The sequence below is a fragment of the Exiguobacterium sp. SRB7LM genome, from assembly GCF_015712685.1.
Classification (GTDB): Bacteria; Bacillota; Bacilli; order Exiguobacteriales; family Exiguobacteriaceae; genus Exiguobacterium; species Exiguobacterium profundum.
On the sequence record NZ_VWVR01000006.1, the window covers coordinates 1148768 to 1163324 of the forward strand.

Annotated in this window: 13 protein-coding genes; 1 reads left to right on the top strand and 12 read right to left on the bottom strand. The window is 47.0% G+C overall.

The features are described from left to right. Window positions 1-28 precede the first annotated feature (28 nt). The 7 genes from thrS to F3H97_RS06780 all read right to left on the bottom strand — a co-directional run bounded on the left by thrS (window position 29) and on the right by F3H97_RS06780 (window position 7199). Window positions 29-1972 (bottom strand): threonine--tRNA ligase, encoded by a 1944-nt coding sequence (thrS, locus tag F3H97_RS06750; protein WP_074036535.1) that lies wholly within the window; start codon window positions 1970-1972, stop codon window positions 29-31. 299 nt (window positions 1973-2271) lie between these two features. Then, window positions 2272-3186 (bottom strand): primosomal protein DnaI, encoded by a 915-nt coding sequence (gene dnaI, locus F3H97_RS06755; RefSeq protein ID WP_074036533.1) that lies wholly within the window; start codon window positions 3184-3186, stop codon window positions 2272-2274. A 4-nt stretch (window positions 3187-3190) separates the two neighbouring features. After that, on the bottom strand, window positions 3191-4543 hold the full coding sequence (locus F3H97_RS06760) for a DnaD domain protein (RefSeq protein WP_012726704.1): 1353 nt from the start codon (window positions 4541-4543) through the stop codon (window positions 3191-3193). 40 nt (window positions 4544-4583) lie between these two features. Then, the gene (gene nrdR, locus F3H97_RS06765) at window positions 4584-5051 is read right to left on the bottom strand and encodes a transcriptional regulator NrdR (protein ID WP_012726705.1); all 468 of its coding nucleotides are present in this window, start codon (window positions 5049-5051) and stop codon (window positions 4584-4586) included. A 12-nt stretch (window positions 5052-5063) separates the two neighbouring features. Beyond that, complete coding sequence (locus tag F3H97_RS06770; protein WP_031423166.1) at window positions 5064-5435, bottom strand: hypothetical protein; 372 nt, start codon at window positions 5433-5435, stop codon at window positions 5064-5066. 112 nt (window positions 5436-5547) lie between these two features. Then, window positions 5548-5934, bottom strand: coding sequence for an adenosylmethionine decarboxylase (speD, locus tag F3H97_RS06775; RefSeq protein ID WP_012726707.1), 387 nt, complete (start codon window positions 5932-5934; stop codon window positions 5548-5550). A gap of 233 nt (window positions 5935-6167) precedes the next feature. After that, window positions 6168-7199, bottom strand: a complete 1032-nt coding sequence (locus F3H97_RS06780; protein ID WP_074036529.1) for a glyceraldehyde-3-phosphate dehydrogenase — start codon at window positions 7197-7199, stop codon at window positions 6168-6170. 157 nt (window positions 7200-7356) lie between these two features. On the opposite strand from F3H97_RS06780, the gene F3H97_RS06785 reads away from it, so the two are divergent. Continuing rightward, a complete protein-coding gene (locus F3H97_RS06785; RefSeq protein WP_196430899.1) occupies window positions 7357-7839 on the top strand; it encodes a site-2 protease family protein in 483 nt (160 codons plus the stop codon). Between the two features lie 13 nt (window positions 7840-7852). Here the strand turns inward: F3H97_RS06785 and coaE are convergent, their stop codons facing one another. The 5 genes from coaE to F3H97_RS06810 all read right to left on the bottom strand — a co-directional run bounded on the left by coaE (window position 7853) and on the right by F3H97_RS06810 (window position 14548). Beyond that, a complete protein-coding gene (coaE, locus tag F3H97_RS06790; RefSeq protein WP_012726710.1) occupies window positions 7853-8458 on the bottom strand; it encodes a dephospho-CoA kinase in 606 nt (201 codons plus the stop codon). A 13-nt stretch (window positions 8459-8471) separates the two neighbouring features. After that, a complete protein-coding gene (gene mutM, locus F3H97_RS06795; RefSeq protein WP_196430900.1) occupies window positions 8472-9299 on the bottom strand; it encodes a bifunctional DNA-formamidopyrimidine glycosylase/DNA-(apurinic or apyrimidinic site) lyase in 828 nt (275 codons plus the stop codon). 21 nt (window positions 9300-9320) lie between these two features. Continuing rightward, window positions 9321-11915: a DNA polymerase I gene (polA, locus tag F3H97_RS06800; RefSeq protein WP_196430901.1), complete on the bottom strand. Its 2595-nt coding sequence runs from the start codon at window positions 11913-11915 to the stop codon at window positions 9321-9323. A 207-nt stretch (window positions 11916-12122) separates the two neighbouring features. Continuing rightward, the gene (gene pnpS, locus F3H97_RS06805; RefSeq protein WP_196430902.1) at window positions 12123-13850 is read right to left on the bottom strand and encodes a two-component system histidine kinase PnpS; all 1728 of its coding nucleotides are present in this window, start codon (window positions 13848-13850) and stop codon (window positions 12123-12125) included. Continuing rightward, entirely contained in the window at window positions 13847-14548 is a 702-nt protein-coding gene (locus tag F3H97_RS06810; protein ID WP_074036521.1) for a response regulator transcription factor, read from the bottom strand. Before F3H97_RS06810 ends, pnpS begins: the two co-directional genes overlap by 4 nt. Between the last annotated feature and the right edge of the window lie 9 nt (window positions 14549-14557).

Consider the following 14557-nt stretch of genomic DNA (forward strand, 5'->3'; position numbering starts at 1 on the left):
CTTTCTGGTTGGAAAGGTGGTCCCTCACTTAACGTGAACGGTTCGCAATCTCATCTGTGAGCGATGCGATGAATTCATCAAGTGAAGCAGAAACTTGTTCCTGCTGACCGTAGCGGCGAATATTGACCGCACGCTCATCTCGCTCTTTATCGCCAAGAACGAGCGTCATCGGAATCTTCTTCATTTGTGCTTCACGAATCTTATAGCCTAGTTTCTCGTCACGGAGATCCGTTTCGACACGAACACCACGTTTGACAAGTTCTGCTTTCACTTCTGCGACGTATTCGTCGTGGACGTGTGAAACCGGGATCAACTTGACTTGGACCGGTGCGAGCCATGTCGGGAACGCGCCTTTATACTCTTCAATCAAGTAAGCGACAAACCGTTCCATCGTCGAGACGACACCACGGTGCAAGACGATTGGACGATGGTCCTTACCGTCTGGCCCAGTGTATGTCAAATCGAAACGTTCCGGAAGCAAGAAGTCGAGTTGGACAGTCGAGAGCGTCTCCTCTTTCCCAAGTGCCGTCCGTACTTGTACGTCAAGTTTCGGTCCGTAAAATGCCGCTTCGCCTTCTGCTTCGAAGTACGGAAGTTCGAGCTCGTCCATCGTTTCCTTCAACTGACTTTGTGCCATTTCCCAAATGGCATCGTTATCGAAATACTTCTCTTTATCAGCAGGATCGCGATACGAGAGACGGAAACGATAATCTTTTATGCCAAAGTCAGCGTATACTTCTTGAATCAAATGAACGATGTCTTTGAATTCTTGCTTCATCTGTTCAGGTGTAACGAACGTATGTCCATCATTCAATACCATATAACGAACACGTTGTAGACCTGTGAGCGCCCCTGACATCTCGTAACGGTGCATCCCGCCAAGCTCAGCGATTCGAAGTGGAAGTTCGCGGTACGAACGTGGCTCATGTTTGTAGATTGTCATGTGGTGCGGGCAGTTCATCGGACGAAGGACGAGTTCTTCGTTGTCCATCTCCATTTTCGGGAACATGTCGTCTTGATAGTGATCCCAATGACCAGATGTCTTATACAAGTCGACCGAACCGAGAACCGGTGTGTAGACATGTTGATATCCGAGTTCGAGTTCTTTATCAACGATGTAGCGCTCGACCGTACGACGAATCGCAGCCCCTTTCGGAAGCCACATCGGAAGCCCTTGACCGACTTCTTGTGAAACGAAGAAGAGGTCGAGTTCTTTCCCGAGTTTACGATGGTCGCGTTCTTTCGCCTCTTCAAGAAGACGCAAGTGTTCAGCGAGTTGTTCTTTCGTCGCCCACGCTGTCCCGTAAATACGCTGTAGCATCTTATTGTCTGAGTCCCCGCGCCAGTAGGCACCAGCCACGCTCATCAATTTGAAGATTTTCAACTTCGATGTTGACGGGACGTGAGGTCCACGGCAAAGGTCAAAGAACTCACCTTGATGATAGATTGTAAGGGTTTGATCAGCAGGAATGTCCTCAATCAACTCAATCTTGAGCGGATCTCCCAATTCTTTATAACGAGCGAGCGCCTCGTCACGGGAAACGACTTCACGTGTGATTTCTAAGTTTTCGTCGACGATGCGTTTCATCATCTTTTCGATTTCAGGAAGGTCTTCCTCATTGATGCGACGATCCATCTCGATATCGTAATAGAACCCGTTCTCAATCGTCGGTCCAATTCCGAGATAGATGTTGTTGTCTTCTCCGTATAACCGTTTGATCGCTTGAGCCATCAAGTGCGCTGACGAGTGACGCATCAAATCAAGACCATCTTCCGAGTCCGGCATCACGAGTTCGATTTTGCCGTCATGTTCGATTGGACGACGATAGTCGATGAGTTCTCCGTCTAGTTTTGCTGCGATTGCCTTTTTACGAAGTCCCGGACTGATCGAGCCCGCGACGTCTTCTGCTGTGACGCCTGCATCAAATTCTTTTACCGCGCCATCTGGAAATGTTAATTGAATCATGTACATCTGTCCCCTCTCAAAAAATGAATATAAAAAAAGCCCGTCCCTCAAAAAGGGACGAGCTTTGATTCTCGTGGTACCACCCTCGTTCCCAAGCAATCTGCTTGGCTCGAACACACGATAACGAGTGTGAATCGCCGCACGATTGACCCGTACGGTGCTCTGAGGGAGTAAATCCATCGTCGTCGTTAGGAAGCTTCCACCGCCCTTCCCTCGCTAAAACTCGTCTCGATGATCCATATCCTCTTCTATGCATCCTTTATATGTTTCTTAGTATAGTCAACTCACCAAAGAAAAACAATCCTTTACCGACGGCGATTTTCACCCTTTAACTCAATTTGGGTCGTCGTCGTGGAAATACGTTGCATGAGTCGCTGTGCCTTCATTTTATTTTGCGGCGAACCATCGATTGAAAAGTGCGTCTCGAGTTCTTCTCCGCTAAAGTTTGAACTGTAGAGCGTCGGCAAGCGATGCATCATCCGATACTGAAGAATGATCCCGAACAATTCATCTCGTACCCACGGACTGATGGCTTCAGCTCCGATGTCATCAATCAGTAAGACTGGCACATGTTGAAACGACGTCAAGAAAGAGTCGAACGACTCGGTACGAATTTTGCGTTTCGCCTCCGACACAAAGCCCGGAGCATGGACTAGAATCGTCTCGATGTCCGCCACCTTCAACTCATTGGCGATTGCGGCGAGTAAATATGTCTTCCCGACGCCAAAACTACCATGGAGATAGAGGCCGTTCACTTTTTGACGAGACTTCATCCCTGTTACAAATCGCATCGCTTCACGCAATGCGATTTTACGCGCGTCGTCGCCCCAATCGAAAGATTCGAAACTCGCCTCGCGAACTTCTTCCGGTAAAAACAAACTTTTGAATTTACGGTCCATTTCTTTTTGTCGTCTCGCCTGGCGATGTGCGACCGTTTCTTCATATCGAATTGCAATCTGTCCTAAATCGACATAAAGTACCGGTTGATGGCCTGGGATGACGGCCTGATCTTCTCTGAACGTTTTTCCATCCATCTGTTCCGCGTACTCACTCAGTTTGGTAAACCCGATTTCAATCGCCTTCTCCTCTAACTCTGGATGAGCGTTCAAAAATGCGATGACACCCGGGTGGTTCAGTGTACGTCTGCGAATCGACTCGTACGCCTCCCGAACTTCTTTTCGGTTCATCAACTGAGACAGCGACTGATTGATTCGTTCCATCCCCTCACCCCTTCTCTTTCAATTCATTTAATAGTTTCACAAGTTCCGCGTCATCCGGTACGGACGACTCGAGTTCTTTTTTCCTCGCTTGGTCGTATGAGCGCTGTTGTTTCGCCTCGTCCTCGAGCCATTTCGGCATATCCCCTTGTTGGGGTTTCCGTCGTGACCCGACTGTGGTGCGTTGCACACTCTCACGTTTTTGCTGTTTCTTCTCGATGAGCGCATCTTGAGATTCTTCACGCTCTAGCGCTTCTTTTGCATTCGTATAGCCCGCTGTTTTCCAACTCGTCGCAATGCGCAAGACATAGTTCTCGCTCAGCCTCGTCTGCTTCTTCACTTCGATACAGTAATAGAAGAGCGCATTGATGACCCCTGGCGCGAGACCGAGTGTGTCGACGAGTTCAATGACTAACTGTTCATCACTTTTTGAAAGTTGCGGGGTCTTCCGAAGCGTCGAGACATATTGATGTGGGTGTGCGGACTCCATCACTTCGGGATCATGCAAATCTCCTAGTTTCGTCTGTTCAAGTTCGACGGTCTTCTCTTTCCGGTGGCGCGTCTGTTTCTTCTTCAACTGCAGAACCATTTGACGACAACCGTCCCGCTTCTCTTGTTCGCTGAGTGGCAGGTACGCCTCATGTACGAAATATTCTTTCAACATTTCCGCCATCGTCTCTTCATCGAGTTGTGACACGTAGGCCAATTTTGTGATCGTTTCGTCTAATTTTTTCGTGAAAAATCCAACTGGAAAATTCGTCAGTTTTTTCACAATTTCCATATCGAACGAATAGTTGATCTCAATCTTAGCCCGGTCCGGCTTTTCATAATTTTTTTGTGTGAACGCACGATGGTTCACTCCTTTGACATCAAATACTTCATTGAAATCCTTTGTCACTTCGACGATGCCTGCGGGCAACGGATCAATCGTAAAACGCCCTTGCAGTTGTTTGAATCGTACTTCCCCGACTTTATAGAAGAGGAAACTCGACAGTAACCCATCATTCAAAAACGTGTGCGGTGCAAGCGGAACACGTAACTGATAAACGTATTGTGTCAATCGAGCGTCTTTTGTTTTATAGGTGCGCACTAATCCGATCGCTTCTAAGCGGAACAAACTGTCCATTAACTCATTGATAGAGAACTCCAACATCTCACACAATGCACTATGGGACATATAGTTGGATTTCATTTTGCCCGGTTTTAGTTCGCTCCATAACGTTTGATAGAGTGCGAGCGCCTTCACCCCGATGACAGGTTGATATAAGTGGTAAAGGGACTGGTACGATTCACGGTCGACTAGACCGGTACTCATGATTAACAATTCGTCCGTCCCAAAGATTGTACGTTCTTTCTCCATGGCTCTCTCCCTTGAAAAAGGGCGACCAGCAGGCCGCCCTTTAGTTGGTCGAATTTTCTTGCTTCATTAAATCTTCAAGTTCTTTAAAGAACACCGTGATGTCTTTGAATTGACGATAAACCGATGCAAACCGAACATATGCGACTTCATCGACTCGTGCAAGTTCATTCATCACAAGCTCGCCTACTTGTTCACTTGGAATTTCTGACTGGGCGAGGGCACGGAGTTGCTGTTCGACTTTCGTCACAACTCCTTCAAGCTGTTCAAGTGTGACAGGTCGTTTCTCGCACGCCCGAATAATGCCGCGAAGCACTTTTTCACGACTGAACTCTTCACGATTTCCATCTTTTTTAACAATGATGAGCGGTGTCTGTTCAACCGTCTCAAACGTTGTAAACCGATACCCACATTTTTCACATTCACGACGACGTCGAATCGAATAATGGTCTTGCACCGGACGGGAATCGAGCACTCTCGTTCCATTATGATCACATTTCGGACAACGCATGCTCAAACCTCCTTATCGTTCGACTGTTTTATTACCAATGGCACGTAACGGGAATTGTTGCGTGAGCGCCTCGTAGTAGTGCGATACAATTTGCGAGAGGTCTGCACCGAGTCGCTGTTCACGGTTTAATGTAAAATCGACAGCCGTCCGGCCGCCATCCACTTGTACAATCGTGATGAGCCCGTCCCAGCCTTCTCCGAGAAACGAAAGTTCTCCTCGATTCGCATCGATTCGACGAACCGTCTGACCGTTCTCTTGAATTTTTCCTTCTAACCATTGCAACATCGCATGTGACGATGCCGCATAGTAACGTGTTTGGAGCATTTCATTTTTATGTGTATCTTTCGTTTCAATATGTGTTTGTAACTTATCTAACAGTCCCATAATCCACCTCAACGCCTGAGTTATATACGTTAAGCATATCAAAATTAAGGCGACAACAAAACAATTAAAAGGGCTGACCGTTAAACGGTCAGCCTCAAAAGGTCAATCTGATTTATTTGCTGATTGCCACTTGCGCTTCCGGAACACGAATTGGTCCCATTCCACGCTCAAGTTTCACATCTTCACGTACTTTTGCATCCAATCCTTCAGCAATATACTGCGATGCTGTAGCCGGATCGATTCGATCTCCACATGTAAACACGTCAACTGACGCATAGCCATGTTCTGGGAAACTGTGAATCGTTAAGTGTGATTCTGAAATGATGACGACTCCACTTACACCGTGTGGCGCAAATTTGTGGAATGCAACTTCGCGGACTTCAGCGCCCGAACGAAGAGCAGCATCGACGAACAAACGCTCGATGTAGTCGATATCATTTAATTTGTCGGGATTGCACTCCCAAAGTTCTGTAATAATGTGACGTCCCATAGTATCCATATTAGTGGATCCCCCTTTACATCAATGGTCTCAAAGTAGTTGATGATCACTCACTTTGTGCCTGAATCGCCCACAACCACGGGGGCAAGTTAGTCCTAAGAGGTCCTAACCCTTTAAGTTGCGTTTGTCAGACCAATTGAAGTTCACGAAATTGAGTGTAACGTGTTTGGGACGTCGTTACAAGACATTTGATAAAAAAATCTGAAAAATATTTCTCCGCACGTAATATTTTTTTAGGCGTGTGTTTCTTGTTGCCCGATTTGAAGATAGCTGGCCACCATATCCAACAAGTCCACGACACGGCATGAGTAGCCCCATTCATTGTCATACCACGCGAGTACTTTGACATGATTCCCTCCGAGTACCATCGTCGAATCCATGTCGATAATCGACGAGCGATCGTCCCCGTTAAAATCGATAGAGACGAGCGGTTCGTGAGAAACGCCTAAAATACCCGTCATTTCTCCATACGCTGCCCGTTCAAACGCTTCATTGACTTCATCGACCGTAACATCTCGGTGGAGTTCGACGACCAAGTCAACAAGTGATACGTTCGGAGTCGGTACACGGAGTGCCATTCCGTTTAACTTCCCTTGTAGTTCCGGCATCACCAGACCAATCGCCTTAGCCGCTCCCGTTGATGTCGGGATGATGGAACTGCCACACGCACGCGCGCGCCGCAAATCTTTATGCGGGTTGTCAATATTGTTCTGATCGTTCGTATAGGCGTGTACTGTCGTAATCAGTCCCGTCTCGATACCGAACGTCGAATGCAAAACCTTCACGACAGGTCCGAGACAGTTCGTCGTACACGATGCGTTTGAAATGATATGGTCTTCCTCCGGGCGATAGTCACGATCATTGACCCCCATCACGATCGTGCGTAAGTCCCCTTTACCCGGTGCGGTCAAAATCACTTTTTTCGCGCCTGCCTCAAGATGAAGTCTTGCCCCGCTATCGGAGTTAAACTTCCCGGTCGCTTCGACGACGATGTCGATTTCAAGGTCTGACCAAGGCAACCGTGATGGATCACGTTCCGAAATAAGTTCAATCCGTTTCCCATCGACTTCGAGCGCATCCCCATGCGCACGTACTGTCAATCCGAATGGACCGTGAATCGAGTCATGTTTAATAAGATGCGCAAGTGTTTCCGCCGGATAACTTGCGTTAATCGCCACCACTTCATGACGTCCCTCGAGCATCAATTTTCGAAATACCATTCTTCCGATTCGACCAAATCCGTTAATTGCCACTTTTGTCCCCATGATAGATCCCCCTTTTTCTACATTACGGTTTCATTATAACGGATAGCTGTAAGCGTTTTCACTATGATTCGTCACATTTTTTTCGTTTTTCTTTGTTTATTTTTTGAAAATGAGGGAAATTTCTTGGCGTAACAGACAAGAGAAAGGAGGCGTCATGATGTTTGATTGGGGAGATATCGATAAATTCTTTATTTCGTTCTTTATCATTTTACCGATTGTGACGTTAATTCATGAGCTTGGTCACTTCTTCTTCGCAAAGTTGTTCGGCGGCTCACTCGATATGCAAATCGGTACCGGGAAGAAAATGTTTAAAGTAGGTCGTTTACAAGTAAATCGTGTTTATTTTTACGATGCATGGTGCCAGTTCACTGATTTAAAATGGAGCAACAAGGTCACCCGTACGCTAGTCTATGGCGGTGGAGCCATTTTCAATTTAGCGAGCATCTTAATCGTCAACGCGTTCATTCTTCGACGAGATATTGAACCGACACTCTATACGTATCAGTTCGCCTATTTCTCGTTCTACTATATCTTCTTCTCACTCTATCCCATCTATTATTCGAACGGTCATCCTAGTGATGGACGTGCGATTTATGATACATGGAAAAAAGGGTCTCCAGAATCCGATCCATTAAACTAAAAAGAAGGCGATATCAGTCGCCTTCTTTTTGTATCGTTTGAAACTGTTCGACCAGACGATTGATTTGTGGAGGAAGGTCCCCTAATGCCCCATTATTGTTTATGAGGAAATCCGCCTGGTGCTTTTTATCTTCAATTGGAATCTGTGAACGAATACGGGCTAACGCCTCTTCTTTCGTCAATCCATTCCGTTCCATGAGACGCATCAGTTGAATCTCTTCACGGCAATAGACGACGACGGAATAATCAACCAGATCGAGCATCGTTCCTTCAAACAGTAACGGAATATCAAAAATGACGACAGGTTCCCCCGATGCCTCATACGTTCGCATTTGCTCATTCATTTCTTCTCGAATCGCTGGATGCATCAATTGATTCAATTGCTGACGTTTTGCTTCATCATGGAAGATTTCCCGACCGAGCGCAGGACGGTTCAGCACGTCGCCCACAAAACACTTTGGAAATGCGGCCCTTACCCCTTCAATCGCCTTTCCTCCTGGTTCAACGACCGTCCTTGCAATCAAATCGGCATCGATAATCGGAATGCCTCGTTCTCGAAACAGTCGCGATACCGTAGACTTCCCGGTTGCAATTCCACCAGTCAATCCAATCTTCAACATACACGTCCACCCCTTAACGTTGTTGACAGTGCGGACAGTAATGCGTACCTCGCCCGCCCAATTTCATCTTTTCAATTTCATGTCCGCATCGGCGGCACGGTTCTCCGGTCTGTCCATACACGTAGAGCCTCTCTTGAAACGTTCCTGTGGCCCCATCTGGATTGGCATAACTGCGAATCGTACTACCTCCACGCTCAATGGCCTCAGTCAAGACAGCAATGGCTTCAGTCCGCACACGGTCGACTTCTTCATGTGACAAACTTGCGGCCGGTCGTGTCGGATGGACACCCGCACGAAACAACGTCTCATCTACATAGATGTTACCTAATCCAACAAAAATGGACTGATCGAGGAGGGCGGTCTTAATCGCGCGTGTCTTCATGCGCTCTAAACGTCGGTGTAACAGCTCGGTTGTCACACGCTCGTCAAACGGCTCGTACGCAAGTAATGAGAGCGGTGGTGTGGTATGAATCGTTTCATTCGTCCGCAACTCCATCGTACCGAATTTACGGACATCATTATAGTGTAGAGTCGATTGGTCCGTGAACGTAATCACGATATGTGTATGTTTTACCGGTTCTGTAATGGAGTCATAAGGGAAAAACTTCCCTTCCATCCGAAGATGGGAGACGAGATACCCGTTCGTCAATTTGAATAAGATGAATTTCCCCCGACGTTCCACATCCGTAATCGTTTCTCCAATCAAATGGTGAACCCATTCTTCGGGGTCGAGTCCGCGGATAATTTTAGGGTCGAGGACATCGACAGACTGAATCGTTTTTCCTGAAACGGCAGGTCGCAACCTACGACAGACCGTTTCGACTTCTGGTAATTCTGGCATACTGATTTCCTTTCTATCCGTTTATTTCGTGTCAAACCATGTCGTTCCAACCGCTCCGTCCGCACGTAACGGGACATCAAGTGTGACCGTATGTTCCATCGCTTCGGTCACAAGTTTTTCTAATGCTTCCATCTCTTCGGCCGGACCTTCGAATATCAATTCATCGTGTACTTGTAACAACAGCTTAGATTGAAGCTTTGACGTGTTTAACGCATGATCGACATCAATCATCGCTTTTTTAATAATGTCCGCTGCCGTTCCTTGAATCGGTGTGTTGATTGCGGTACGTTCAGCAAACCCACGCAAGTTGAAATTACGAGAATGGATGTCCGGGATGTTCCGGCGTCGTTTCAACATCGTCTCGACGAACCCGTGTTCACGTGCCCGTTCAATCGCGGCATCCATGAACGTCTTCACCCCAGGGAACTGTTCAAAGTACGTATCGATAAAGGTCTGAGCTTCTTTCCGTGTAATCCCTAGGTTTTGTGAGAGTCCATAATCACTGATGCCATAGATGATTCCGAAGTTGACGGCTTTTGCTTGACGACGCATGAGTGACGTAACTTCTTCAGTGGAAACTTTAAACACGTTCGCCGCCGTCGACGTATGAATATCCTCATCGTGAAGGAAGGCTGCCATCATCTTCTCATCTTGTGACATATGTGCCATGATGCGCAGTTCGATTTGAGAGTAATCGACCGCATAGAGTACCCATCCCGGTTCACTCGCGGTAAACGCTTTACGGATGCGACGCCCTTCTTCTAATCGAATCGGAATATTTTGAAGGTTCGGGTTAACCGACGAAAGCCGTCCCGTTTGAGTAAGCGTCTGTGTATAACGCGTATGAATCTTGCCATCATCCTTCACGACTTTCTGCAAGCCTTCGACATACGTGGACTGAAGTTTGCCAAGTTCACGATAATGCATGATTTTCTCTATGATCGGATGAAGCGGTGCCAATTTTTCGAGGACATCCGCTGCCGTTGAGTATCCTGTTTTCGTCTTTTTCACAGGAGGGAGTGACAGTTTTTCAAATAATACGACCCCTAACTGTTTCGGTGAGTTGATGTTGAACGGTTCCCCGGCTAATTCATGAATCGTGACCTCAAGTGCATTTAGACGTTCACGCAGGTCCGTTTCCATATGTTGAAGCGTTTCGACATTTACGTGGATACCAGCCCACTCCATCTCGGCCAATACGGAGACGAGTGGTTTTTCAAGCGCCTCATAGAGTTCTGTCTGTTCATTCTCTTTCAACTCCGAAACAATGCGTTCAAACAATGTATAGATGGCGTACGCCTTTTCTGCGAGATGAGCATGAAAAACATTCTCTTCCGGCACCTTGAGTTTTGCACCTTTTCCGTAGACCGTTTCATCTTCCTCAAGAGGATACGTAAAGTGTGCGGCAATCGAGCTGAGAGACGTCCCACCAGATAGGTTGAGCAAATACCCTGCGACAAGCAGGTCTTCATACCCACGCAGTGCCAATTGGTGACGTTTCAATTGAATAATTGTCTGCTTCGCATCGAGACAAATCGTCGTCTTCGTCTCGTTTTCGATCCATTCCTTGACCCGTTCGTCCTCAAGAAGCGTCACATTTCCAATCGTGACACCTCGTTCCGACGCGATCGCCAATCCAATCACGTCTTCTTCAAAATAATCATCATTCAGCTGTTCAAGCATTAACACAGCTCGAGATAAATCTTGATCGGCCAACGCGATTGTTGGTCGTTCCGCTTTTTCAACCGGTTCTTCTGAAGAGGTATCCGTCAATTTGCCGATGAGTGACTTGAACTGTAAATCCATAAATAACGTTTTGACGACCGAAGCGTCATATGGCTTAAAGAGAAGATCATCCATCGTCACATCAATCGGTACATCCGTGTAAATGGTCGCCAACTGTTTCGACATTTTCGCTTCTTGTTCATTCGCCTCTACTTTTTCCTTTTGCTTCCCTTTCAACTCATCCGTATGTTCGTAAAGGGCCTCGACGGTACCGTATGTGGCAATCAACTTCAGTGCCGTCTTTTCCCCGACCCCTGGAATACCAGGAATGTTGTCAGATTTATCTCCCATTAATCCTTTTAGGTCAATCATCTGAATCGGTTGTAGTCCGTCGTAGCGTTCCTTGAACGCGGTCACGGTCATTTTCTCGACGTCGGTGATGCCTCGTTTCGTCAAATAGACCGTCACACGTTCATTGATCAATTGAAGTAAATCCTTATCCCCCGTCACAACCGTCACCTGATCAAAAGTCGGGTCTTTTGAGAGCGTCCCGATGATATCATCCGCCTCGTATTGGTCAAGCTCTAAGACAGAGATGCCAAACGCCCGACAAACGTCACGCACGAGCGGAAATTGTTCACGCAATTCTCCCGGTGTCTTTTGACGTCCACCTTTGTATTCCGCGAACGTATCGTGACGGAACGTTTTCTTTGACGCATCGAACGCCACAGCAAAATGAGTCGGTTGCTCATCTTCCATTAGTTTCAATAACATCATCGTAAACCCATACACTGCATTCGTATTCCGACCTGACGCATCCGACATCGGAGGCAGTGCAAAAAACGCACGATATGTTAAGGAGTTCCCATCAAGGACTAGTAGTTTATTCATTCAATCGACCTCCATTCTTCTCTTCAACCATCATACCATACGGGTACATGCGTTCGAAAAAAAAGACCCTTTTCTACGAATAGAAAAGGGCCAAATTCTCGATCGTGTGGAGATGAGCACCGATCGAGTCACGAGATGATGAAGAGGTCTCATTCATAGGATAGCAAGGTTTTGTAAAGTAAATATGAACGAACGATAAAGTCATTGTTAAACCCGAGGGAATGTAATGGTAAACGTCGTTCCTTTGCCTTCCTCACTCTCTACGTCGATCGTGGCATGATGCAAATCGATGATGTGTTTCACGATGGCGAGTCCGAGGCCAGTTCCACCCGAGTTCCGACTTCTTGCCTTATCGACACGATAGAAACGCTCAAAAATACGACTCACTTCTTTTTCGGCGATCCCGATTCCGTTGTCCTTGACGCGAAGTTTATAGGAATCTGCCATTGCTTCCACGGCGATGTCGACACGACTTCCTTCGGGTGAATAGTTGATGGCGTTGGCGACCAAGTTCATGATGACTTGCTTCATTCGGTTCAGGTCCGCTTGCAAGACGACCGTCCCCTCGTGTTTCGTTTCTAGCTGAATCGACTTCTTGCTCGCCTTTTGACTGAGCAGGAGACAGACCTCATCGACGAGCTGATTCAGATCGACTGACACCAACTCCATTTGGAAGTCATCCCGCTCCAATCTCGACAATTCAAGGAGATCCTCAACAAGCATCTGCATCCGTGTCGCTTCTTTCTGGATGATATCTAAAAACTGGTCTCGAAGTTCCGGGACTTCTTTCGCCCCATCAAGAAGCGTCTCACTAAACCCACGTATGGATGTGAGCGGTGTCTTCAGTTCATGACTAACGTTCGCCACGAAATCTTTCCGCATCTTCTCAAGTCGTTTCAGTTCCGTGATATCGTTAAACAGTAACGTCGTGCCGCGAAGCATCCCGGTGTCACTGAAAATCGGTGCTGCGGATACCATATACGTTTTTTGATTGAATCCCGTTCGAATCGATAACTGACGGCGGTGGACCTCTTCCGTCAAATAAACGTCTTCGATCAGTGTTTCTACTTCAGGACTCGGTAGAATCCCGTGATAAAATTGTCCAATCGTTAAATCATCGTATTGGAACATTTCACGATAAGAGCGGTTGACCAACGTGACAATCCCTCGCTCGTCGACGAGCAGAAGACCCGCCCCCATATACTCGATTAACGATTCGAGTCTCGCCCGTTGTACGGACTCCCCGAGAGAAATCGACTCCAAATTCCGGGCAAGCACGTTGATTGACCCTGCTAGGCTACCGGTCTCTTCATCATTTCTGAGTTCATACACACGGGCCCGATAATTCCCGTCCGCCAGTTCCCGCAAAACGATCGTCGCCTCATCGATTGGTCGAATAAATTGATTCGTCAAATGTTGGAGCACGAATAAAATTATGAAGAAGGAGAAGAAGAGCGCGAGGGCAATCGTCAACCAGATGCGATTGTACACCCCTTCTAAATCCGATACATAACGGATGAATGTTAAATAGACTGTCCCACCCGTCGCAAGTTCGATCGGTTTTGTGTATTGAATCAACTCGTCCTCATCCGCTTCACCGAACGTCCCTTCCTCAGGGACCATATTCGGATCAATTTTGTAATCGATGGACCCGACGCGAAACGGCGTGCCAGCGATTACCTCCATCCTACTATTGAGAAGGAGAATATCAAAGCTGCTTCCGTCATCGATTTGACCGACATACTCACGAATCTCGTCCAATGCGCCTCCCTCGAGGTAGAGGGCTGCCAATTGAGCATCTTCTTTTAGACGATCTCGTTCTGAATCCAGATAAAAGTCTTTGAAGAGCTGCCCAAGGACAATCCCGAGCGTCAGCAAGACACCGGTGACAAGAAAAATGAGAGTCGTCATAAATCTAGAGCGATACGTCTTCATTCCGAAGTCGGCTCCTCCATCTTATAGCCAAGACCGCGAATCGTTTTAATATAGGTCGGTTTCTTCGTTACCGGTTCAATTTTTTCACGAAGGTGACTGATATGGACATCAACAATCCGGGTATCACCCACAAAGTCATAATTCCAAATGGCCGATAATAATTGATCTCGCGTCAACACGCGTCCTTTATTTTTCGCCAAATAGGCTAACAATTCAAATTCTTTCGGCGTCAACTCGAGGCGCTCCCCTTGCTTGAACACTTCGTAGTTTGAAGTGACGATTTTAACATCTCCGATTTGAATGACGTCCTCTTCAACCGCCGATTCTTGCGGGGCAGAACGTCTAAGAATCGCTTTGACGCGCGCGACTACTTCACGTGGGCTGAACGGCTTCGTCAAATAATCGTCCGCTCCGAGCTCGAGCCCCAATACTTTGTCAAACTCATCATCTTTTGCCGTGAGCATTAAAATCGGTGTATTGACTTTTTGCTGACGGAGTCGTTTGCACACTTCAAGTCCATCCATCTCCGGCAGCATCAAGTCGAGCACGATGAGCACGGCGTCCTTTTTCTCAGCCAATTCCAATCCGGTTTTGCCGTCGTGCGCCGTCTCTACTTCAAAGCCAGCCTGTTCTAAATTAAATTTCAATAATGTCGCAATCGATACTTCATCGTCGACAACAATTACTTTATCAGCCACACTGCTTCC

Bases quoted from the DNA above. Each gene is read 5' to 3' on its own strand.
- nrdR (WP_012726705.1), bottom strand. From the start codon at position 5,051: ATGCGTTGTCCGAAATGTGATCATAATGGAACGAGAGTGCTCGATTCC.
- dnaI (WP_074036533.1), bottom strand. From the start codon at position 3,186: ATGGAACGAATCAATCAGTCGCTGTCTCAGTTGATGAACCGAAAAGAA.
- F3H97_RS06760 (WP_012726704.1), bottom strand. From the start codon at position 4,543: ATGGAGAAAGAACGTACAATCTTTGGGACGGACGAATTGTTAATCATG.
- F3H97_RS06780 (WP_074036529.1), bottom strand. From the start codon at position 7,199: ATGGGGACAAAAGTGGCAATTAACGGATTTGGTCGAATCGGAAGAATG.
- pnpS (WP_196430902.1), bottom strand. From the start codon at position 13,850: ATGAAGACGTATCGCTCTAGATTTATGACGACTCTCATTTTTCTTGTC.
- F3H97_RS06785 (WP_196430899.1), top strand. From the start codon at position 7,357: ATGTTTGATTGGGGAGATATCGATAAATTCTTTATTTCGTTCTTTATC.
- coaE (WP_012726710.1), bottom strand. From the start codon at position 8,458: ATGTTGAAGATTGGATTGACTGGTGGAATTGCAACCGGGAAGTCTACG.
- mutM (WP_196430900.1), bottom strand. From the start codon at position 9,299: ATGCCAGAATTACCAGAAGTCGAAACGGTCTGTCGTAGGTTGCGACCT.
- F3H97_RS06770 (WP_031423166.1), bottom strand. From the start codon at position 5,435: ATGGGACTGTTAGATAAGTTACAAACACATATTGAAACGAAAGATACA.
- polA (WP_196430901.1), bottom strand. From the start codon at position 11,915: ATGAATAAACTACTAGTCCTTGATGGGAACTCCTTAACATATCGTGCG.
- thrS (WP_074036535.1), bottom strand. From the start codon at position 1,972: ATGTACATGATTCAATTAACATTTCCAGATGGCGCGGTAAAAGAATTT.
- speD (WP_012726707.1), bottom strand. From the start codon at position 5,934: ATGGATACTATGGGACGTCACATTATTACAGAACTTTGGGAGTGCAAT.